Origin of the sequence: Arthrobacter sp. UYEF36, assembly GCF_040547025.1 — a bacterium.
Lineage (GTDB): Bacteria > Actinomycetota > Actinomycetes > Actinomycetales > Micrococcaceae > Arthrobacter.
In genome coordinates this window covers 110808-132224 of the sequence record NZ_JBEPOX010000007.1, presented here as the reverse complement: position 1 = coordinate 132224, position 21417 = coordinate 110808, and the positions used below count along the sequence as shown (strand labels likewise).

Sequence of the window (21417 nt, the reverse complement as noted above, 5' to 3'; positions counted from 1 at the left end):
CCTTTTTGAGCGTATCCGCCGTCAGGCACGGTTCTCAACGCTACCGGCGGGTACGTTACGGCGGGCGACTCCGCAGGTTTATTTGGCGTTGTCGTAGGAGTCCACGACCGCGACGCTCACCGGGAACTCCACCGGGATCCTGCCGAACAGCAGTTCCTTGGCGGCGTTCGCGGCTTCCTCGATGGCCTGGATGCAGTCGGCCACCGCGGCCTCGGGGCAGTGGACCATGACCTCGTCGTGCAGGAAAAACACGAGTTCCCCGGCGGGGCCACCATCCGCGCGCATGGCGCGCAGCCGGCGTCGCAGTTCTGCCAGCCAGCAGGCCGCCCAGTCCGCCGCGGACCCCTGCACAACAAAGTTGCGGGTGAACCGGCCCCGCGAACGGGCAATCGAATCTGCCCGGCGTTGTTCCTCGGCGCTGGTCGACTGCTGGCTCTGCAGCCAGCGCTCGGACGGCGGCGGGCTGCTGCGGCCCAGCCGCGAGGTGACCGTCCTGCCGGCCTCGCCTTCGCGGGCTGCCTGCTCCACGAAGCCCACCGCACGCGGGTAAGTCCGGGTCAGCTGCGGCATCAGGCGCCCCGACTCGCCGGTCGTTGCTCCGTAGATCGCTCCGAGCAGCGCCACTTTGGCCTTGGCGCGGTCGCCGCCGAAGCCCTGCGCGGCGATACCGGCGTACAGGTCCTTGTCGCGCGCGGCCTCAGCCATCTTGGAGTCCTGCGCGAGCGCCACGAGCACCCGGGGCTCCAGCTGCGAGGCGTCGGCGACGATCAGCTTATGGCCCGGATCGGCATGGACGGCGCCACGGATCTGGCGCGGAATCTGCAGCGCCCCGCCGCCGCGGGAGGCCCAGCGGCCGGACACGACTCCGCCGACCACATACTCCGGCTGGAACCGGCCGTCCTTCACCCAGGCATCCAGCCAGGCCCATCCGTTGGCGGCGTGCAGGCGGGAGAGTTTCTTGAAGGCCAGCAGCGGCTCGATCGCCGGATGGCTGGATCCCTTCAGTTCCCACTGCTGTGTGGTCTTCACTTCGATGCCGTTCCGGTGCAGGGCCCGCATGAGCTCCTGGGGCGAGTCCGGATTCAGCGAGGGGGAATTCAGCAGGTGCCGCAGCTCGGCGGTGAGCGCCTCCAGCTTGGCCGGACGGTGGCCCAAGGGCGGCCGGGGGCCTAGGTAGTCCGCCAAAATCTGCTCATGCAGTTCCTCGCGCCACGGCACACCGGTGTGCTGCATTTCCGCCGCGATCATGGCGCCGGCGGACTCGGCCGCGAGCAGCAGCTGGAGGCGCTGCTTGCGGTTGTCGCTGTGGCGTTCGACGCCGGCCCCACCCACCTGGCCCAGTGCCTGCTGCTGGGCGGCGAATTCGGCGCGGAGATCCTCGGGGCTGTGGCGGGGTGTTTTGCGCATGCCGGGATCATCGAACAGCGCGCCCTGGTCAGCCGGCGGGGGAGGCGGCTGCAGCGCGCGCGGCGGCGGCTGCAGCTCATCGTCCTGGACCAGTTTCTCCGCGTTCTGGGCATACGCGGTGTGGGCCGTGAACTCCGAGTGGGCCAGGATCGCGCCGCACAACGTGAGGTCGTAGCAGCGTTCCACCTCGACCCCGGCGGCCAGCAGGGCGGGGTACCAGTCCTGGGTGCGGTGCCAGATCCAGCGCGGCCTCCGCCGCTCGAGTTCACGCACGACGCCGGTCAGCCCTGCGGCGCTCACGGTCCGCGGTTCCGGTGTGGCCGGGTGCGGGGCTCCGTCCGCGGTGAGTTCCTGGAGGGCTGCGCCGTCGGCGTGGGCGGCGAGCAACAGGTACATAGGATCAATTCTGCCCTGCAATGCGGCGTCCCCCGTTCACCTGGCCTGATGACGTTACTTGTCCACTGACAGTACTTGTCCACATAACGGCCGGCGCGGGTTATGGCAGGTCGCGGGGAAGGGAAGAGTGGCCGTATGAGCCGGCACCAGCTATCAACGTCGAGCCAAGGTCCCAGTCCCAACCCGGATCCCGGCCCGAGTCCCGGCGCGGACAACGGCCCCGGGGCCGGGCGTTTGCCGGGTCCGGGGGCGTGGCCAGGTACCGGACCGGGTCCGGGGGCCGGTGCTGTGCCGTGGCTGCCGGACGCGTCGCCGGAGACGCTGCTGGTGACGGCGGTTGCGGTGCTGCGCGGGGAAGTGGAGCGCATTGTCGCGGCGTCCGGCGGCCAGCTGCGCACGGTGGCGAGCATCAGGGAAGCGGCGCCTTTCTGGGACACTGCCGCCGTGGTGCTGCTCGGCAGCGACATCCGGGAGTTGCCGCCGCGGGGACGATCCCCGGCCGTGCTCGTTGGCCTGACCGGGGATGGCGACAGCCTGTGGCACCTGGCCGCCGCCATCGGTGCCGAACGCGTTGCCGTGCTGCCCGAGGCCGCGACCTGGCTCGCCGAGTACCTTAGCCGCTCGCGCACGCCTGAATCCGGCGGACTCGTCCTCGGTATTGTCGGGGGGTGCGGCGGGGCGGGGGCCAGCACCGCAGCCGTCTGGCTGGCGCATGCTGCCGCCCGGGAGGGTGTGCGTGTCCTGCTCGTGGACGGTGATCCGTGGGGCGGTGGCCTGGAGCTGGCGCTCGCCGCCGAGGACGCGCCCGGACTCCGCTGGCCGGACCTGGCGGATGCCAGCGGCACGATCGATCCCCGCCAGCTCGCCGATTCGCTGCCCTTGGCCGGCGGATTCCCGTTCCTGTCCTGGCCCGGGAACAAGGAGCGCCACAGCGGAGTGGACCACACGGTCGTGGCCGGGGTGCTGGACGCCGCCCGGCGCGGCTTCGAGCTGGTCCTCGTGGACATCGGCCGGGGACGGGAAGCGCTGCGGACTTTCGCCTGGGACTGCGACCGGATGATCGTCGTGGCGCCCGCGCTGCTGCGCGCGGTCGTCGCCACGGCCCGGCTGCTGCAGGACCTTCCTGCGGTGGAAACGGTGCTGGTGGTGCGCGGCAAACCCGGGGCCCCGCTGGATGCGGAGCTGATTGCCGAGTCCGTCGGGCTGCCCCTGGCCGGGATCATGCCGGACGTCAGGCGCGCCGCGGCCGCCACGGAGCTCGGGCGTCTGCTGGACACCGGACGGCAGCGCAATGTCCGGCGGTTCGCCGGCTCCGTCCTTGACTTCGGCGCTGGAGTCACCGGATGAGCGCCCACTCGGCACCGGGGCCTCCGGACGCCGGTGCCGGCCCGGGCAGCCTGCGCTACCGGCCTCCGGCCCGGGGCTCCGTTGATGCGCGGCTGCTGGAGTCCGTCCGCGAATCCGTGATGTCCGACGCCGGGCCGGTGACGCCGTCCCGCGTGGCAGCCGCCGTGCAGGCAAGCGGGCGCCTGCTGGGGACGGCCGGAGCCCTGGCTGCGGTCGAGGGCATCAGCGCGGAACTGAACGGCCTCGGGCCCCTGCAGGTCCTGGTCCGGGACCCGGCCGTGACCGACATCTTCGTCAACGGGCCGGGTTCCGTCTGGCTGGACCGCGGCGGCGGACTCGAAAGGGCGCCGGTCGCGTTCTCCGGTGAGCCGCAGGTCCGGGCACTGGCAGCCCGGCTCGTGTCGGCGGGCGGGCGGCGGCTGGATGATGGCTCCCCCTGCGTGGACGTCAGGCTCGACGGCGGGTTCCGGGTCCATGCCGTCCTTCCGCCGATCTCCACAACGGGGACACTCCTGAGCATCAGGATCCGGCGTGAACGGGTGTTCTCGATGGACGAGCTGCGGCGGAACGGAATGTTCGGGGCCTTGGTGCAGACCGTGCTGGAGCGGATGGTGGAACACCGGCTGAGTTTCTTGATCAGCGGTGCCACCGGGTCGGGGAAAACCACGCTCCTCGCCACGCTCCTTGGCCTGTGTGCGTCCGGCGAGCGGCTGGTCCTGATTGAGGACGCCTCGGAACTGAACCCGGTTCACCTGCACGTCGTCTCGCTGGAGGCGCGGCACGGCAACCTCGAAGGCGGCGGCGCTGTGGATCTGGGCGAGCTCGTGCGGCAGTCCCTGCGGATGCGGCCGGACCGGCTGGTCGTAGGGGAGTGCCGGGGCGCAGAAGTGCGTGAACTGCTGGCCGCGATGAACACCGGCCACAGCGGGGGCGGCGGGACCATCCACGCCAACACCGCGGCCGACGTGCCGGCAAGGCTCACCGCGTTGGGGGCGCTGGCCGGGATGGGGCAGGACGCCGTCCGGCTGCAGGCAGCCAGCGCCCTCGACGCCGTGGTCCACGTGGAAAGGATGGACAACGCGCGGACAGTGGCCTGCATCGGCGTGCTGGAAGACAGCCCGGCGGGCCTGGTGGTCGGCTCCGCGCTGGACGTTTGCGCCGGCGTCGTCCGCTGCGGGCCGGCGTGGCCGGGGCTGGCGGGCCGCCTGGGAATGGATCCGGCTGAAGTGGGCCCGGCATGACCGCCCTACTGACCGGGGTGCTGGCCCTCGCCGTATTCCTGGCACTCACCCCGCCGGGAGCCCCGGGCCGCCGGCTTCGCGCGGCGCTGCCCGGCTCCCGGGGCCGTCAGACCGCCGGCCCTCCTGCGCCACCGGGCGGAGTGAGGGGATGGCGGCGACGGAGCGCCCCGACGGTTTCGATGACCCTGCTCGTGCAGCAGATGGCGGCTTTGCTCAAGGGCGGCCGCACTCCCGCGAGGCTGTGGGATGAACTGTGGCTCCTGCATGGGGGCGATCCCGCGGCGCCCGTGTCCGGGGAGGGGGCTCCGGGCCGGAACCTGCTGCCCGCCCCGGGCTCCGCGCGGATGCTTGCCGCAGCCCGCGCGGCCGCTGTGCGCGGGTCTCCGGTCGGAGCGGCCATCCGATCCGCCGCGGCCGGGTCCGGCGGAACGGACTCCGGGAAGACCTGGGGAAGTGGTGCAGTCGCGGCCGTCCGTGCGCGCCGCGTCTGGTTTCAGCTCGCCGCGTGTTTTGAGATTGCCGAGGCCAGCGGTTGCCCGCTGGCGGACGTGTTGACGCGCTTCGCCGCCCAGCTTGAGGCCGAGGACGACGCCGAGGCCGCCCGTCAGACGGCGTTGGCCGGCCCCCGTGCGACCGTTCGGCTGCTGACGTGGCTTCCGTTCCTGGGTCTGGGCCTGGGCATGCTGCTGGGCGTGGACCCTGTCGAGGTCCTGCTGGGAACCCCCTTGGGTGTGGCGGCGCTCGCAGCGGGCCTCGCCCTCACCGCGGCAGGCCGGATCTGGTCGTCACGGCTGGTCCGGACGGCTGAGGGGCTTCAGCCATGACGGCGGACGCGGCGGGTCTGGCGGTGCTGGCGGTGCTGGCACTCGCAGCCGTGACCGCGTGTTCGGACCGCGGCATGGCCAGGCGAAGACTCCGGCGCCAGACGCAGCCCGACCCGAACACCGGAAGCTCGGGCGGTTCAGAAAACAGCCACGGGCCGGCCGGGGAAGCCAGCGGGCCGGGGCTGGGTGACGCGGCAATGTTGCTGGAACTGATCGGCGCGATGCTCGAGGCGGGGGCCGGACTCGGCCGTGCCCTGGCGCTGGTAGCCGAGTTGGCAGAGCCGGAAATCCGTGGTCCGCTGCGGCCGGTCGTCGCGGCACTCGCCATTGGCGCCGAGTGGGACACCGCCTGGCGCAGCTCGGACGTCCGGGCGCCGGGACTCCTCGCCGTGCGCGATGCGCTGGGGTTCGCCGCGCTCACCGGCGCCCCGTCCTCCGCCATCCTCTACGCCCAGGCGGCACGCATACGGCGTGAGCGGTTCCGGGACGCGGAAAAACGGGCCGCAGCCCTGGGAGTGAAGCTCGTTGTACCGCTCGGTTTGTGCTCGCTTCCGGCCTTCATCTGCCTCGGCGTTGTCCCGGTGCTGCTGGCGATGCTTCCGGGCTGACCCTTGGTGGGAGGCGGTGGTGGTCGAGGTATTCCTCCACAGTCCGCGTGGAGGGGCCGGTTTTCCACTTGGCTCGATCAGCGCCTTACGGGTTGCCGTCCCAGTCTGAAGAGTCTAAGAACAGCCGGCGGTCCCGTTGGCCCGAGGAAAGGAAAACCCATGTCACTCCATCACGTCGCGCCCGCCGGATTCCGCCAGGCGCTGCAGGCCCATCCTGAGGCGGAGAACGCTGAAGTTCACGAGATTTATCCGGGAGCCAGTGCCGCCGGCCCGCTCAGGGGGCGAAAGCTGAGAAGGCCCGGAGGGCCGAGCAGGCTGTTTGGCTCGGAGACAGGAATGGCGACGGCCGAGTATGCCATTGCCACGCTCGCCGCTGTGGGGTTTGCCGGCATCCTCGTGTTCATTATGCGCAGTGACGAAGTCCGGGGTTTTCTGTTGAACCTCATCCGTACGGCGCTCGCCTTGCCATGAGCTGCGGAAGGCCGGCCGGGGGAGTGAAAGGGGGAGCGTCGTCCCCGCCTGCCGCCGGGCGCCCCAGATGGCGGCAGGGCGCGCGCGGCGGCACGTCCCGCGGCGCCGTGACGGCCGAATTCGCGGTGGCGCTGCCCGCCGTCCTGCTGCTGCTCGCCCTGCTGCTGGCCGGCTCAGCGGCGGGAGTGACCCAGCTGCGGCTGGAGGAAGCGGCCAGGGCCGGTGCCCGTGCCCTGGCCCGGGGCGAGGATGCCGCCGCAGTGGATGTGATCGTCCGCCGGCTCGCGGGTGCCTCGGCGGCATCGGCCGTGGCGTCCGACGGCGGCTGGCTCAGTGTCACGGTCTCCGGCAAGGTTCCGGGGGCCGTTGGCTCGCTCCTTCCCTGGACTCTCACGGCTCGTGCCTGGACCAGGGGCGAAACGTCCGGACCTTCGGCCGCGGCACGGGTCCCCCCGATCTGGCACCATCAGCTGCAGAGTCTGGCCGCATGAGCCAGCCGGGCGGCCGCAGGACACCTCCGGTCGAGCAACCGGACACTTCGGCGGAGTGCGGCGCCGGCACTGTGCTGGCGCTCGGGCTGGGACTGCTGGTTGTGCTCGCCGCGGTCCTGATCGCGCTGCTGGCCCAGTCGGCCGCGATGGCTTCCCGGGCGGCGGCAGCCGCGGACCTTGCGGCCCTTGCCGCCGCGGATGCTGCCCGGGGAATCGCTCCGGGAGAACCCTGCGCCGTCGCCGTGGACGTCGCACACCGGAACGGCGCCAGGGTCCTCAGCTGCGCGGAAGGCGCCGGGCACACGGTCCAGGTCCGCACTGAACTCGCTGTCCGCACGCCGATGGGTGCGGCCACGGGTCTGGCCCGGGCGGGGCCTCCCCCGTGAGCCGGTGGCTGTATCCGCGGCTGCCGCCGTGGCTACGCCTGCATCGGGGTCGCGGCGTGGTCCGGCTGTCCGGCGCGCATCTGGTCCGTTGCGTCGTGGAGCAGCACGTCGATGAGGGTCACGGCGGCGTCCTTGTCGAGGGGATTGTTCTTATTGCCGCACTTGGGCGACTGCACACAGGACGGGCAGCCGGACTCGCATTCGCAGGCCTGGATGGCGTCGCGGGTGGCGGCAAGCCAGACCTTGGCCTTGTCGTAGCCGCGCTCGGCGAAGCCCGCCCCGCCGGGGTGGCCGTCGTACACAAAGATGGTCGGCACCCCGGTGTCGGCGTGGATGGCCGTGGACACCCCGCCGATGTCCCAGCGGTCGCTGGAGGCAACCAGGGGCAGGAGCCCGATCGCCGCGTGCTCAGCGGCGTGCAGGGCGCCCGGGAACTGCGCCTCGATCAGTCCCGCGCCGGTCAGCGAACGGTTGTCCATAACAAACCACACCGCCTTGGTGAACAGATCCCGGGCACCCAGCTCCAGCGGCTCCTCGCCGAGGATCTCATTGGAAATCAGCGCCTTGCGCTGGAAGGAGACCACCTGCGTTGTGACCTTCACATCCCCGAAATGCACGGCCACATCGCCCCACTGGGTGGTGCGCTGCGTCTCGAGCACCTCGATCTGGGTCACGTCGCGTGCGGTGGTGTAGTAGTCCGGGTTCGCCCGGCGCACCACCACGCAGTGATCGTCCTCGTTCAGGTCCTCCACCACGTAGCTCTCGCCCTGATGGACGTAGATCGCACCCGTGTGGGCCTGGTAATGCGTCTGTGGGGAATCCATGGTCCCCAGCAGGGATCCCGTGTCGGCATCCACGATGCTCACCGGGCCGCCGCCGTCAGCCCTCAGGTTCACCATGGCCGCGGCGCTTTGCGGGTGGGTCCAGAACCACCCCGCCGGGCGACGGCGCAGATACCCCTGGGCCACCAGCTGGTCCAGCAACTTCTCGGACGTGGCACCAAACAGTTCCAGCTCGGCATACCCCAGCGGCAGTTCGGCGGCGGCGGCACAAAGGTGGGGACCCAGCACATAGGGATTGGAGGGATCGAAGACGGTGGCCTCCACCGAGACGTCGAAGATCGCCTCGGGGTGGTTCACCAGATAGGTGTCCAGCGGGTCATCGCTCGCGACGAAAGCGGCAATGGCATCCTGCCCGGCCCGGCCGGCCCGGCCGATCTGCTGGAACAACGACGCGCGGGTTCCCGGCCAGCCGGCCACGAGCACGGCGTCGAGGCCGGAGATGTCGATCCCCAATTCCAGGGCCGAGGTGCTGGAGACGCCCAGCAGCTCACCGGAGCGCAGCGATTTCTCCAGGGCCCGGCGCTCCTCCGGCAGGTAGCCCGAACGGTAGGCCGCGACCCGTTGCGGCAGGCTGGGATCGACCTCGTCGAGGAGGCGCTTGGTGATGGAGGCGATGGTCTCGGCGCCGCGCCGGGACTTGATGAAGGCTATGGTCCGCACCCGCGAGGACACCAGATTGGCCAGCAGGTCCGCGGTTTCCGCGACAGCCGTGCGCCGCTCCTTGGCGCCGTTCTCGCCGCGGAGCTCGGTCAGGGCAGGCTCCCAGAACGCGACGGTGGTGGAGCCGTGGGGCGAGGAGTCCTCGGACACGGCACGGACCGGAGCGCCGATGAGCCGGCCGAAGGAGGTGCCGGGCTCGGACGCCGTGGCGGAGGCGGCGATGAACACCGGCCCGGAGCCGTCCGGGCTGTAGTAGGCGCAGATGCGGCGCAGCCGGCGCATCAGGTTGGCCACGTGGGATCCGAAGACGCCGCGGTAGCTGTGGGCCTCGTCCACGACCACGTAACGCAGCCGGCGGAAGAACCGTGCCCACCAGGCGTGGTTGGGGAGGATTCCGAAGTGCAGCATGTCCGGGTTGGCCAGGATGAAGTTCGCGTGGTCCCGGATCCAGCGGCGGGACGCGGGGTCGGTGTCGCCGTCGTAGGTCTCGGCCCGGACGGTGGGGAGTTTCAGCGCCCGGATCGCGGCCAGCTGGTCGGCAGCCAGGGCTTTGGTGGGGGAGAGATAAAGGGTGACGGCGCCGTCGTCGTGGATCTTGCCGGGATCGGCGAGGACCCTCAGCTCGGAACGGTGGATCGCGTCGAGCGCCGGCAGCTGGTAGGCCAGCGATTTTCCGGAGGCGGTGCCGGTGGCGATCACCACGTGCTCGCCGGCGTGGGCGAACTCGGCGGCCTGGATCTGGTGGCGGTAGGGCTCGTGGATGCCCAGCGAACCGTAGGCGTCCACCAGATCGGGGTGGGTCCACCCGGGCCAGGGCGCGTGCACGGCCCGGCGGGCTGGAATGGTGCGCACATGACGGAGCTGTTCCGGGTCCGGGCCGCGGCCCAGCAACGGAATCAGGGACTCATGTGGGTTCACTCGTACATTCTTTCACCCGGCCTCAAATCGTCCGGGGCGCGTGACCCGCCAGCCCAGTGCCTCAGCCCACGGACAGGTCCGAGCCTTCGTCCGAGGCGGAGAGCATCAGCACATGGCTCACCGTGGTCCAGCCCAGGTGCGAGTAGAGCTTCTGCCCGTCGAGTGAAGCGAGCAGCAGCCCGGTTTCGATGTCGTGCTCAAATGCCTGGGCGGCGAGGGCGCGCATGACGAAGCTGCCCAGGCCCCGGCGCTGGTACCCGGGCTCGGTGACGATCTTGTCGAAGATTGCGGTGTTGCCCACCACGAACATGCGCCCGCTTGCCGCCACCTCGTCCCCGGCGTAGACCACGGCATGGTGGACACCGTCGGTCCGTGACGGAACCCACCGGAGATCATCGTCCGGAAGCCAGGGGTCCTCGGCGTCCTGGGTTTCCATGTCCACGACCATCATCGTCTGCGAGGCGGACGTGACGTTGAGCCCGTGCTGCTGGGCGAGGAAGTGGTACCGCGCAACATCATTCGTGAGGACCGTGAGGACCCGGGCGGGTACTTCCGCGGTGGCGTCTGCCAGGGCGGCGAACTCCGCATCGGAGGGATCATGGGCGAAGTATTCCCATTCGTGGGTGGTGTCCGCCCTAAAGGCCGCCGGGAACCTGCCCTCCCGGCGTGTCTCATATCCGCGGCAGCCGGCCCAACCGGTGACCCAGATTTCCAGCAGATGGGTGGTGTCTTCAACCATGGCCTCGAGACTCATGTGATGAGCGTATTCCAGCCCCGCCGCAAGCAACAGGGGCCGCGTCCGGGAACCGGCCTTGCTTACGTAATTGTGACCGGACCCGGCCAGCCGGCAGCGGACGGACGGTGTCTGCACCGCGGTCCTGGTCCGCGGCCCGGTCAGCACAGCGGGTTCCCGGCGGCCCGTGGCTTTCGGTCCACCCAGTACCCTTAAAACGTGGCTTTGAACAGAATTGTGCTCTTTTACGGCTTTACCCCGCTCCCGGACCCGGATGCCATCCGGCTCTGGCAGCGTGCGCTCTGCGAGAAACTCGGCCTGACCGGCCGCATCATCATCTCCAAGGACGGCATCAACGCGACCGTCGGGGGCGAGCTGAACGCGGTCAAGCAGTACGTGAAGACCACCCGCGAATACAAAGGCTTCCACGGTATCGACGTGAAGTGGTCCGACGGCGGCGCGGCGGACTTCCCCCGGCTCAGCGTCAAGGTCCGCGATGAGGTTGTGTCCTTCGGTGCCCCCGGAGAGCTCAAGGTCGATGCGGGCGGCGTCGTCGGCGGCGGCAAGCATCTCAAGCCCGAGGAACTGCACCAGCTCGTGGCGGCGCGCAAGGAAGCCGGCGAGGAGGTCGTCTTCTTCGATGGCCGCAACGGCTTCGAGGCCCAGATCGGCAAATTCAAGGACGCGATCGTCCCGGACGTGGCCACCACCCACGACTTCATCAGGGAGCTCGACTCCGGGAAATACGACGAGCTCAAGGACAAACCGGTGGTCACATACTGCACCGGCGGCATCCGCTGCGAAGTGCTGTCCAGCCTGATGGTGAACCGCGGCTTCAAGGAGGTCTACCAGCTCGACGGCGGAATCGTCCGCTACGGCGAAACCTTCAAGGACCAGGGTCTCTGGGAGGGATCCCTCTACGTGTTCGACAAGCGCATGCACCTTGAATTCAGCGAGGACGCGAAGACCATCGGCGAATGCGTCCGCTGCGCGGCGCCGACGAGCAAATTCGAGAACTGCTCCAACCCGTCATGCCGCACGCTTACGCTCTACTGCTCGGACTGCGCCGCCAGCCCGGAGACGCTCCGCTGCCCGGATGGCTGCGCGGCCTGAGGGTCTGCGGGCCGAGACCAGCCGTCTGAGTTCGCTCGCCGGCGTCGGACCTCAGATGCGGCTCACCCGGTAGGCGAAATTTGCTCCGGCGTTGGCCTCCACTTTGATGGTGAGCACGGCGTCTGCGGGCAGATACACCACGTTCACCCGCGAGGTTCTGCACCGCAGGTTCAGGTCCACCAACTCCTTTTTCGCGTGGCTGATAGTGAAGGAGACCCGCCGCGGACTCCGGCAGGCGAGGGTCAACGCGTAGCTGCCACTGGGCAGTCGGGCGGTGGTCTCCTCGCGTTCCTCATCTGCCTCCAGGGTTCCGTAGCCGGTGCGGAACACCTGGCCTTCGGTGGCGGGGAGTACCTCCGCCAGCCACGCGTCCAGTTCGGCCCCGGAGACAGGCTGTCGCGTCGACGGATCCCGCGGCAGCGCCGCATCGGTGAAGGCCGGGGCGGGTGCGGACTCCGTGCCGCCGGCAAAACCGTCGTCGTATTCGTAGGCGCAGCCGGCCAACGCGATAGCCACGGCCAGCGTCAAGGACAGTCGCGCGGCCGGTGCCGTGCGAGTCCGGGCCACGCTCGACGCCGGAACAGAGGGCATATCCCGACTTTAACCCCGCCCCTGCCCGGGCGCCAGAGCCCAACGGCGGGCGACAGAAGCGCCGCTCCGGTACCTACGGCCCTTCCTCGTGAAAGCTGATCCGGACGCCCGCGACTGCGACGCTTCCGGGTCCGCCGGCGCCTTCCCGGATGAGGTGGGCCGTTACGGTCCCGGGCACGAGGTCCACCAGCGCTTCGGCCACGTCGCCGCAGTCGAGGCTGCGCTCCAGGAGCGTGCTGTCCTGGATTGACCCCTGACGGGGGCTTTGGACGACGGACAGGTGCGCATCCGGTGCCCCGACGCAGGCTGCGGTGACCTTGTACTGGCCGGCCCTTGTGACAATGCTCGACGTCGATAACCCTCCGCCGCCGCTGTCGCCGAGCCCGCCTGATCCGCCGCTCAGGAGTCCGTCCGGTGCGCCACCGAGGAGAGCCTCGACGTTCAACAGGTTGCGGGTTTGGGCGGCAACGAGTTCCGGGTCCCGGGTAGGCAACGGCGCCCCTGCCGCGCCTGAGCGGGCGGACGGCCCGGCCGGTGGTAGTCCCACGTCGTCGGCCGGGTAGGCACACCCGGCCAGTCCAGCGGCAACAGAGCCCGCAGCCAGCAACAGTGCAGCCCGGACCGTCCAGTGCGTACCCCCAGTAGCAACCATGCACCGAGCCTAGTCGCAGGGGTCGCGGGCGCAAGCCGCCGGCGCCCCTTCCCGGGGCGGGACCCGGCTGCTACGCCACAGGCACCAAGTGATAGGCGTAAATGAGCGGGGCATCCACGCTTGAGGCGCTGATCTGCAGCGTACCCGCGGCGGGGACCTTGATGCGCGCCGTCTCGCGGCTGCCGTTGCAGGCTGCCCCGGGCTCGGCCAGGTTCTCGCCGTCGAGGGAGACGTCGAAGAAGGCCTTGCCGCCGCCCTCGCAGGTGATGGTCAGTGTGTAGGTGCCCGCCTCAATGCCGGGTGCGGTTTTGACGATCGGATCCCGGTTGAGGATTTTTCCCGCATCCTCGACCACTGTCCCGGCGGCAGAGGGAAGCGCCGTCGCTTTCCACGCCGGCACGTCGGCCGACTCGATGGAGCCGGCCGGGGAGCACGCCGCCGCGGCCAGGACGACGGCGGCGCCCGCAGCAAAACCGAGGGCGGCGCGCCGGAAGGACCGGGTGGTGCCGCCCCCACTGGGCAGGACGCGACGGGGGCCGGGGATAACGAAGAGCATGCCTCCAACTTACCGCCGTTGCGGCCGGCAGCTGATTCCCCGGCCGCAACGGCACCGAGACTCTCCGGCGGCCTACCGGGAGATCAGCTCGGGCACCCGGCCCCGGTGCAGGGCCAGGTACACGCGGTCGCGCAGGAGGTTGGCCTCCCCGTCGGTCAGCGTCCGGTCCAGCGGCTGCAGCACCAGCCGCAGCAGCACATTCACCTGGTCCGGAGCGAGCCGGAGCCTTTCGACGGCGGCAGGCGGCAGACCCGCCGCCGGGGTGACAGCCTGAACCTCCAGCGCTGCCAGCACCTCGGCGTCCGCCCCGAGGGCCGTCCGCGCACGGTCACCGAGCAGCTCGACGTCGGCTTCCGCCGCGGAAGCGAGCACGAGGGACAGATCGCGCCTGACCTCCGGCATGACCGACACCGGCCGGTAGGGGTCCAGGTCCAGCAGCTGGGCCTGAATTCCGGGGTTTTCGGAGCGCAGGAGCCGGATGTCCCGGATGCCTTTGCGCAGCATCAGGGCACGGTCCAGCCCCAGCCCCAGGGCCAGGCCGGCCCAGCGCCGGGGGTCCAGTCCGGAGCTGCGGAGGACCTGCGCGGCCACGAGGCCGCATTCGGCCAGTTCCAGCCATTCCCGGCTGCCGTCCGGCTGGCTGACGAGCACGTCGAGCTGCCTGCCCGTGTCCGTGTAGTGGTGGCGTGCCGGGACCGCGCGCCATTGCACGTCCGGATACTGGGCGGCCGGCAGCACTGCTTCCACGACGGCCGCCATCATCCGGTCCAGCTCGCCGGAACCCAGCAGGCCGCGCGCCTTGAGCCGCCACAGATCCACCTGATGCGGGGCGCCCACGTGGGTGCGGTCGATCGAGTCCCGCCGGTACACCAGACCGGGCAGTGCATGCAGCCGGTCGTAGTGGCCCATTTCCTGGCCCAGCGAGTCCAGCAGGGCCGGCACGCCCGCCGAGGTGTGGCTCCGCAGCATGACCGTGGGGCTGACGTGGCGGGAGTAGCGCGAATCCCGCGTGACGTCGTCGGGGGAGTAGCCCAGGCGGTCGTAATTGTCGGCCGTGGCGACGAGGGGGCTGAGCCGGTGCGTTTCGACGCCGATGCCCCAGAGCCGCTCGAGCGCCGTGATGACGTCCGTCAGCAGCAGGGACATGGCGTGCGGGCCCTGGGCGGGATCGGACAAGTCGCGGAGCACGAGGGCGGCCTGGAGTTCAGCGGGGGTCAAATAGCTTTTCATGAGGGGTCCTTGATGTGGAGTGCGGGAGGGGGAACTTCACCCTCAGCCGCTGCACCGGACGGACCCCGGCGGCTGCGGTTAGGCGCGCGACAGGAAGCCCGTGCGGCCGGAAAACGGCCGAGGGCTGATAAATCGCTGCTGCGTGTGCATACCTCCAATGCTACGGCAGCCCGCCAGGGTCCCTGCTGAACCCACAGGTCCGGGTGAATGCCAGGCTCTAGGCCCACGAGCCGGGGCCGGGACTAAACTTGTCCGGTGACTCCCTCAACGCACTTCACCGCAGGCAACACCCCCGACGCCCCGCGCAGCGACCTCCCTGACCTGCTCGACGCCCTGGCCGCGGACCTGCGCGGCATCGGCTACACCGTTGACGGCGTCGCCGAACTCCTTGGCGAGGCCGCGCACAGCGCCCTGAGCCGGGATCAACTGGTTCCCGCGCTGATCGTCACCGGGACGGCCCGCCACGGGGAGCCGACGACGGCGGCGCTCGCCGCCGTGGTCCGTTTCTGGTTGCTGGCCGAACCGCAGCCCGCCGCCACGCTCGACGCAGCCCTGCCCGGCATCCGCACGGCGGGCCTGCTGGAACTGGGCCTCGTGGAGCCGTCCGCGGAGGGCCTGATCCAGGCGAAGGTGGACCTGCGGCCCTACGGCTGGGACGGAACCGCCGGGGAAGGCACCCGGGGGGAAGGCACCCAGGGGGAAAGCACTCTCAGCAGCGGCGGCGCGGAGCTCTGGGTGGCCAGCGATCTTGCCGCCCACCAGCGCCCCGGGGTGCTGCGCCACGACCACGTGCTCGGGATCGGGCAGGCCTCCACCACCCTGGTGCAGGTCACCGCACGCCGGCACGTGGCGCGGGCGCTGGACCTCGGCACCGGCTGCGGCATCCAGACCTTCCACCTGCTCCACCATGCCGAGCACGTCACGGCCACCGACATCTCCGACCGCGCCCTCGCGTTCACGCGCTTCAACCTGCTGCTCAACGCCGGCCAGCTGCACCTGGACCCCGCCGATCCGGAAGCCCGGGTGAGCCTGCGCCGGGGATCCCTGCTCGATCCCGTGGCCGGCGAGGAGTTTGAGCTGGTGGTCTCCAACCCGCCGTTCGTGATCACGCCGCGCAGCCAGGGCGAAGCCGCCGCGGACCAGTTCACCTACCGCGACGGCGGACTGCCGGGCGATGACATCGTCGCCTCGCTGGTCCGGGCCCTTCCGTCGGTCCTCACCCCCGGCGGAACCGCCCAGCTCCTGGGCAACTGGGAGATCCCGGTGGGCGCAGCCTGGGACGAACGGCCGCAACGCTGGGCCGGCCCGGACGCGGACGCCTGGTTCATCCAGCGCGAGCAGGTCAGCCCGGAACAGTACGCCGAAACCTGGCTGCAGGACGCTTCCGAGGCCCGCGACCGGAGGCTCTACCAGGACTCCTACGCCGCGTACCTGGATGACTTTGACGCCCGCAACGTCGAGGCAATCGGCTTCGGGATGATCTGGCTGCGGCGGCCCGCCGCGGGCTCCACCCCGTTGCTGCGGCGCTTCGAGGAGATCACCTATCCGATCGAGCAGCCTGCCGGCCCGCACCTTGGCGCCGCCGTGGAACGCGCCGACTGGCTGGCCGCCCACGACCTGGCGGCGGCGCACCTGCTCGTCGCCGACGACGTCACCGAGGAGCGCCACCAGCGACCCGGAGCCGAACATCCCGGCGTCATCCTGCTGCGCCAGGGTGCCGGCCTGCGCCGCACCAACCTGCTCAGCACCGAGCTGGCCGGTTTTGTCTCAGCGTGCGACGGCGACCTGTCCGTCGGGCAGATCATCGGCGCCCTCGAGGCCCTGCTGGGCGGGGGCGAGGACTGGGACGGGGAGACCTTCCGCGCCGGTCTGCTCACCGAGGTGGGGAACCTGGTCCGCGACGGCTTCCTGCTGCCCGCCTGACGCGGCGGCCGCGCCCTCGCTGCCGTAGCGCGGCAGGACGTATGCCGTGACGGCCACGGCCGCCAGGACCCCGCCCACCCCGGCGACCAGGAAGCTCACCCGAATGGGGAGCAGGGCGCCGAGCAGCCCGCCCAGCGCGAGCGCCCCGATGGACACGGCCCGGGTCATGCCGCCAATGATCGCCATGGCCTGACCGCGGCCGCTTTCCGGGATCCGCATGATCGCAATCGCCCCGAAGCACGCGTTCAGCACCCCGCAGGTGGCCCCCATGGCGGTGTAGGCCACGAACAACAGTTCAATGTTCGGCACCAGGGACATGATCCCCAGGAAGGCCGAGGTCAGGGCCATTGAGAGCAGCAGCGCGCGCAGCCGGGTCGGCGGGGTCTTGATCCGGCTGGCCACCCCCGCCCCGGAAGCCATCCCGAGGCCGAACGAGGCGGCCAGCAGTCCGTACTGCGTTTCGGTGGCGCCGAGCTCGTCGCGGGCCAGGAAGACCTCCAGGACGTTGGTGGCCTCGCCGACGGTGATGAAGAACAGCGCGCCGAGGACCAGGGCCCAGACCAGGCCGTCGCGCCGGATCAGGCGCAGCCCGTCCAGCAGGGCAGGATTCTCCTTGCCTGCCCGCTCGGCGGCCGTGCCGCGGCGGGTCCGGATCAGCATGGCGGCCACGCCCATTGCCAGGTAGCAGCCGCTGGCCACGGCGAACACCAGGCCGGATCCGCCCCAGCCGCTGAGCAGTCCTCCGGCCGCCGGTCCCACCATGCCGGCGATCATGATGGTTGCCTGCATGGTGCCCAGAGCGCGCGGGGTCCGTTCCTCGCCCACGATCCGGGGCAGCAGGGCCTGCCAGGTCGGTCCGGCCACCGCCTGCGCGGTATCCAGGAGGAAAGTCATGGCGAACAGCACCGGAAGGTAGTTGTCCAGGTACTGCATGCCCAGCCCCATGCCGGCGACCGCGGCGGCACTGACCACGGAGGACGCCGTCGCCAGCGTCCTGGAATCACGGGTATCGGCCAGCCGGCCGGCCCACGGCGCCAGCAGTACCAGCGGGAGTGCCGAGCACAGCAGGTATGCCGCCACGAGCCAGGGTCCGGCGATTGCCGTCTGGCCGGCGGCGGCGAGGTTTTGCAGGTGTAGCATGACGCTGATGATGACGGCGCCCATACCGGCCGTGGCGATGAAGCGGGCGCTGCTGGCGAGGACGAAGTCGCGGTTGCGCCAGAGGGGCTGCGCGGCCCCCGAATCAACCGGCTGGTTATGAAATACCCGTTTCATAATGAGCAAGCTACTCTGCGACGGAAGTCAGTGTCAAGCATTTCTTTCATAGTTTGACGGCGCTCGGTAGACTGGTGGGGTGAATGCAGAAACCCCAATGGCGGAATCACCGGTCCCCCCGGCCACGAAACGCCGGCATCGCCCGGAAAAGAAAGTGGAGATCACCGATCCGAAAGCGATCCGCGCGCTGGCCCATGCCGCCCGGCTGGAAGTCATCTCCGAACTGTATTCAACCCAGGTGAGCCGGACGGCCACCGAACTCGCCGCACAGACCGGCCTCACCCCGAGCGCCATGAGTTACCACCTGCGTGCGCTGCAGAAGTGGGGCATCGTGGTGCCGGCCCCCACCGCCGGAGATGCCAGGGAGCGCCGCTGGAAAGCCGCGGGCACCGACTTCACCATCAACTCCGGTGGCGGGGTGGCAAGCCCGGAATTCGCTGTCCTGGACCTTGAACTGGATGCGTACCGCCGGCGCGTCAGCGCCTACGCCAGGACCCGGGACGAGCAGCGCCAGCGCGGCGAGGCCGTGGACGGGCCCTCCTCCGTGGTGCTGGCCAGCAACCTGCTTTACCTCACTCCGGACCAGCGGGCAGAGCTGAACAACCGGCTCTTCGAACTGCTGCGGGACTACGAACTGGAGGATCCGGACCAGGTCCCCGAAGGAGCCGAGCGCATGGCGACCCTGTGGTCGATGATCCCGGACGACCGCGGCAAGCCTCCCGCGGCCCCCTCCGGCAGCCCTGCCTGACAGCATCGCAGGCCGCCGTGAACGACCCCGGCGGGGACTTGCTTCCCGGAGCTTCAGAACGTCCGGAAGTCGTGCCCGGGTGCCCTCCGTTTCGGGCTGGATGCGCGGGAATCCGCAAAATATGGTGAACTAGGCGGGTATGGGCGCATCTGCCCGAGCAACCTTTTTCTGTAGGAGCACCGTGCCAAGCAAGGCCAAAACCGGTAAGAAACTCGTGATCGTGGAGTCTCCCGCCAAGAGCAAGACCATCGCCAAGTACCTCGGCGAGGGCTTCATCGTTGAGGCCTCCATTGGTCACATCCGCGACCTCCCGCAGCCTTCCGAACTGCCGGCGGAGTTGAAGAAGACCTCGGTGGGCAAGTTCGCCGTCGACGTTGATAACGACTTCAAGCCGTATTACGTGGTGTCCCCGGACAAGAAGAAAAAGGTCGCCGAACTCAAGGCCCAGCTTAAAGACGCTGACGCTCTTTATCTCGCAACCGATGGGGACCGCGAGGGCGAGGCCATCGCGTGGCACCTGCTGGAAGTGCTCAAGCCCAAGGTGCCGGTCTACCGGATGACCTTCGGTGAAATCACCAAGGAAGCCATCCAGCGCGCCATGGGCAACCTGCGCGACGTCGACCAGGACCTCGTGGACGCGCAGGAAACCCGCCGTGTGCTGGACCGCCTCTACGGCTACGAAATCTCCCCGGTGCTGTGGCGCAAGGTGGCCCGCGGTCTCTCCGCCGGCCGTGTGCAGTCCGTGGTGACCCGCATGGTCGTGGACCGCGAGCGTGAGCGGATGGCCTTCACGGCGGCCTCCTATTGGGACCTGACCGGCCAGTTCGCCGCCGGGTCCGGCTCGTTCAAGGCCAAACTGGCCATGGTCGACGGCGCCAAGGTCGCCAGCGGCCGCGACTTCAACGACAACGGCGAGCTCACCTCCCGCAACGCTGTGCACCTCAACGAGGACCTCGCCACCTCCCTCGCCGCCGGCCTGCAGGACGCCGACTTCCGCGTCCGCTCCGTCGACACCAAGCCGTACACCCGCCGCCCGGCCGCACCCTTCACCACCTCGACGCTGCAGCAGGAAGCCGGCCGCAAGCTGCGCTTCTCCTCCAAGAGCACCATGCAGGTCGCCCAGCGGCTGTACGAAAACGGCTACATCACCTATATGCGTACGGACTCCTCCGCGCTGAGCAACGAGGCCGTCACGGCTGCCCGGCGGCAGGCCTCCGAGCTCTACGGCCCGGAATATGTCCCCGCGTCCCCGCGCGTTTACAGCGGCAAGGCAGCGAATGCGCAGGAGGCCCACGAGGCCATCCGCCCCGCCGGTGACTCCTTCCGCACCCCGGCCCAGGTGGCCAAGCAGCTTTCCGGCGACGAGTTCCGGCTCTACGAGCTGATCTGGAAGCGCACCGTCGCCTCGCAGATGGCCGATGCCAAGGGCTCCACCGCCACGATCCGCCTCGGCGCGGTGACTGTCGGCACCGCCGATCGCCGGGACGCCGAGTTCTCGGCCTCCGGCACCGTCATCACGTTCCCCGGCTTCCTCGCCGCCTACGAAGAAGGCAAGGACGAAAGCCGCGGCGACGACGAGTCCGAGGAAGCCCGCCGGCTGCCCAATGTGGCCAAGGACGACGCGCTCACCGCCTCGGAGATTGTCGCCGTCGGGCACGAGACCTCCCCGCCGCCGCGTTATACGGAAGCGTCGCTGACCGCCGAGCTGGAAAAGAAGGGCATCGGCCGCCCGTCGACCTACGCCTCCACCATCTCCACCATCCAGGACCGCGGCTACGTCAGGAAACAGGGCTCCGCGCTGGTGCCGAGCTGGATCGCGTTCTCCGTGATCCGCCTGCTCGAACAGCACTTCCACGACTACGTGGACTACGAGTTCACGGCGGACATGGAAGCGGACCTCGACAAGATCGCCAACGGCCAGGCCGAGGGACCCGCCTGGCTCAAGCACTTCTACTTCGGCGAGGATTCCAACCCCGGGCTGCTGAGCATCGTCAACAACCTCGGCGAGATCGACGCCCGCGAAATCAACTCCATTCCGATCACCGAGGGCATCACGCTGCGGGTCGGGAAGTTCGGCCCGTATCTGGAAAGCTCCGTCCCCACGGTTGATCCGAAGACCGGCGAAGTGGTGGATGCCGCCCGCGCCAACGTCCCCGAGGACCTGGCCCCGGATGAGCTCACCGCGGCCAAGGCGGTCGAGCTGATGGAAACCGCAGCCCCCGAGGAGCGCGTGCTCGGCGCGGACCCGCACACCGGGCACACCGTCGTCGCCAAGAACGGCCGCTACGGCGCCTACGTCACCGAGGTCATCCCGGAGATGACCGAGGAACAGCTCGCCAACCAGCCGGTGGAATACTACAAGAACGGCAAGCCCAAGCCGCCGAAAAAGCCGGTGAAGGCCAAGCCCCGCACCGGGTCGCTGTTCGCCTCGATGAGCGTGGACACCATCTCCCTGGACGAGGCGCTGCAGCTGATGAGCCTGCCCCGGGTGCTCGGCCAGGACGCCGAAGGCAACCCGATCACGGTGCAGAACGGCCGCTTCGGCCCGTACCTGAAGAAGGGCACGGACTCCCGGTCCATCGGCTCGGAAGAGGAAATCTTCACGATCACGCTGGAGCAGGCCCTGGAGATCTACTCCCAGCCCAAGCAGCGCGGCGCCCGCGCCGCCGTCCCGCCGCTGGCCGAGTTCGGCCCGGACCCGGTCTCGGAGAAGAACATCGTGGTGAAGGAAGGCCGCTTCGGCCCGTACATCACCGACGGCGTCACCAACATCACGGTGCCGCGCTCCACCTCGCTGGAGGAACTCACCCGGGAACAGGCCGTCGAACTCCTCGCGGAGAAGCGCGCCAAGGGCCCGGTCAAGCGCACGACGACGGCCCGCAAGGCCCCGGCCCGCAAGGCAGCCGCCAAGAAGTAGCCCAGCCCCACCGAAGTCGCCGGAAGCGTTCGGGTTCGCCGGAAGTTTCCGGCGACTTCGCAGGTTTCCGGCGATTTCGCGTTTGCGG

General features: G+C 69.9%; 18 protein-coding genes and 1 pseudogene. 11 read left to right on the top strand and 8 right to left on the bottom strand.

The features are described from left to right. Nucleotides 1-78 precede the first annotated feature (78 nt). On the bottom strand, nt 79-1803 hold the full coding sequence (locus ABIB29_RS12175; protein ID WP_354173063.1) for a bifunctional 3'-5' exonuclease/DNA polymerase: 1725 nt from the start codon (nt 1801-1803) through the stop codon (nt 79-81). A gap of 297 nt (nt 1804-2100) precedes the next feature. Between ABIB29_RS12175 and ssd the strand changes: the two genes are divergently transcribed. The 7 genes from ssd (at nt 2101) to ABIB29_RS12140 (ending at nt 7171) form a co-directional block, all read left to right on the top strand. Next, entirely contained in the window at nt 2101-3150 is a 1050-nt protein-coding gene (ssd, locus tag ABIB29_RS12170; RefSeq protein ID WP_354173173.1) for a septum site-determining protein Ssd, read from the top strand. Further along, nucleotides 3147-4391: a TadA family conjugal transfer-associated ATPase gene (locus tag ABIB29_RS12165; protein WP_354173062.1), complete on the top strand. Its 1245-nt coding sequence runs from the start codon at nt 3147-3149 to the stop codon at nt 4389-4391. Before ssd ends, ABIB29_RS12165 begins: the two co-directional genes overlap by 4 nt. Further along, nucleotides 4388-5215: a hypothetical protein gene (locus ABIB29_RS12160; RefSeq protein WP_354173061.1), complete on the top strand. Its 828-nt coding sequence runs from the start codon at nt 4388-4390 to the stop codon at nt 5213-5215. Before ABIB29_RS12165 ends, ABIB29_RS12160 begins: the two co-directional genes overlap by 4 nt. After that, nucleotides 5212-5823 (top strand): type II secretion system F family protein, encoded by a 612-nt coding sequence (locus tag ABIB29_RS12155; protein ID WP_354173060.1) that lies wholly within the window; start codon nt 5212-5214, stop codon nt 5821-5823. Before ABIB29_RS12160 ends, ABIB29_RS12155 begins: the two co-directional genes overlap by 4 nt. Nucleotides 5824-5928: 105 nt before the next feature. Beyond that, the gene (locus tag ABIB29_RS12150; protein ID WP_502915600.1) at nt 5929-6294 is read left to right on the top strand and encodes a DUF4244 domain-containing protein; all 366 of its coding nucleotides are present in this window, start codon (nt 5929-5931) and stop codon (nt 6292-6294) included. A 107-nt stretch (nt 6295-6401) separates the two neighbouring features. Further along, nucleotides 6402-6785 carry a TadE family type IV pilus minor pilin gene (locus ABIB29_RS12145; protein WP_354173058.1) on the top strand — a complete coding sequence of 128 codons (384 nt, stop codon included), beginning with the start codon at nt 6402-6404 and terminating at the stop codon, nt 6783-6785. After that, complete coding sequence (locus ABIB29_RS12140) at nt 6782-7171, top strand: Rv3654c family TadE-like protein (protein ID WP_354173057.1); 390 nt, start codon at nt 6782-6784, stop codon at nt 7169-7171. The genes ABIB29_RS12145 and ABIB29_RS12140 overlap by 4 nt, the downstream gene beginning before the upstream one ends. A 32-nt stretch (nt 7172-7203) precedes the next feature. Here ABIB29_RS12140 and ABIB29_RS12135 read toward each other — a convergent pair whose 3' ends face one another. Together ABIB29_RS12135 and ABIB29_RS12130 are read right to left on the bottom strand one after the other, a co-directional pair. Then, complete coding sequence (locus ABIB29_RS12135) at nt 7204-9591, bottom strand: DEAD/DEAH box helicase (RefSeq protein ID WP_354173056.1); 2388 nt, start codon at nt 9589-9591, stop codon at nt 7204-7206. Nucleotides 9592-9652: 61 nt separating this feature from the next. Beyond that, nucleotides 9653-10345 carry a GNAT family N-acetyltransferase gene (locus ABIB29_RS12130; protein ID WP_354173055.1) on the bottom strand — a complete coding sequence of 231 codons (693 nt, stop codon included), beginning with the start codon at nt 10343-10345 and terminating at the stop codon, nt 9653-9655. A 198-nt stretch (nt 10346-10543) separates the two neighbouring features. Between ABIB29_RS12130 and trhO the strand changes: the two genes are divergently transcribed. Then, complete coding sequence (trhO, locus tag ABIB29_RS12125; protein WP_354173054.1) at nt 10544-11437, top strand: oxygen-dependent tRNA uridine(34) hydroxylase TrhO; 894 nt, start codon at nt 10544-10546, stop codon at nt 11435-11437. A 51-nt stretch (nt 11438-11488) separates the two neighbouring features. Here the strand turns inward: trhO and ABIB29_RS12120 are convergent, their stop codons facing one another. From ABIB29_RS12120 to srmL, 4 genes are all read right to left on the bottom strand, one after another. Further along, nucleotides 11489-12028 (bottom strand): DUF6023 family protein, encoded by a 540-nt coding sequence (locus tag ABIB29_RS12120; RefSeq protein WP_354173053.1) that lies wholly within the window; start codon nt 12026-12028, stop codon nt 11489-11491. 73 nt (nt 12029-12101) lie between these two features. Further along, nucleotides 12102-12680, bottom strand: coding sequence for a hypothetical protein (locus ABIB29_RS12115; protein WP_354173052.1), 579 nt, complete (start codon nt 12678-12680; stop codon nt 12102-12104). Nucleotides 12681-12750: 70 nt separating this feature from the next. After that, nucleotides 12751-13236: a DUF6023 family protein gene (locus tag ABIB29_RS12110; RefSeq protein ID WP_354173051.1), complete on the bottom strand. Its 486-nt coding sequence runs from the start codon at nt 13234-13236 to the stop codon at nt 12751-12753. Between the two features lie 72 nt (nt 13237-13308). After that, entirely contained in the window at nt 13309-14466 is a 1158-nt protein-coding gene (srmL, locus tag ABIB29_RS12105; RefSeq protein WP_354173050.1) for a PheS-related mystery ligase SrmL, read from the bottom strand. Nucleotides 14467-14721: 255 nt separating this feature from the next. On the opposite strand from srmL, the gene ABIB29_RS12100 reads away from it, so the two are divergent. Beyond that, nucleotides 14722-16389: a DUF7059 domain-containing protein gene (locus ABIB29_RS12100; RefSeq protein WP_354173049.1), complete on the top strand. Its 1668-nt coding sequence runs from the start codon at nt 14722-14724 to the stop codon at nt 16387-16389. A gap of 9 nt (nt 16390-16398) precedes the next feature. On the opposite strand, the pseudogene ABIB29_RS12095 reads toward ABIB29_RS12100, so the two are convergent. Further along, nucleotides 16399-17553, bottom strand: a pseudogene (locus ABIB29_RS12095) (MFS transporter); the annotation flags it as partial. A 208-nt stretch (nt 17554-17761) separates the two neighbouring features. Between ABIB29_RS12095 and ABIB29_RS12090 the strand changes: the two are divergent. After that, nucleotides 17762-18412, top strand: a complete 651-nt coding sequence (locus tag ABIB29_RS12090) for an ArsR/SmtB family transcription factor (RefSeq protein ID WP_354173048.1) — start codon at nt 17762-17764, stop codon at nt 18410-18412. Between the two features lie 181 nt (nt 18413-18593). Next, a complete protein-coding gene (gene topA, locus ABIB29_RS12085; RefSeq protein ID WP_354173047.1) occupies nt 18594-21329 on the top strand; it encodes a type I DNA topoisomerase in 2736 nt (911 codons plus the stop codon). Nucleotides 21330-21417 lie beyond the last annotated feature (88 nt).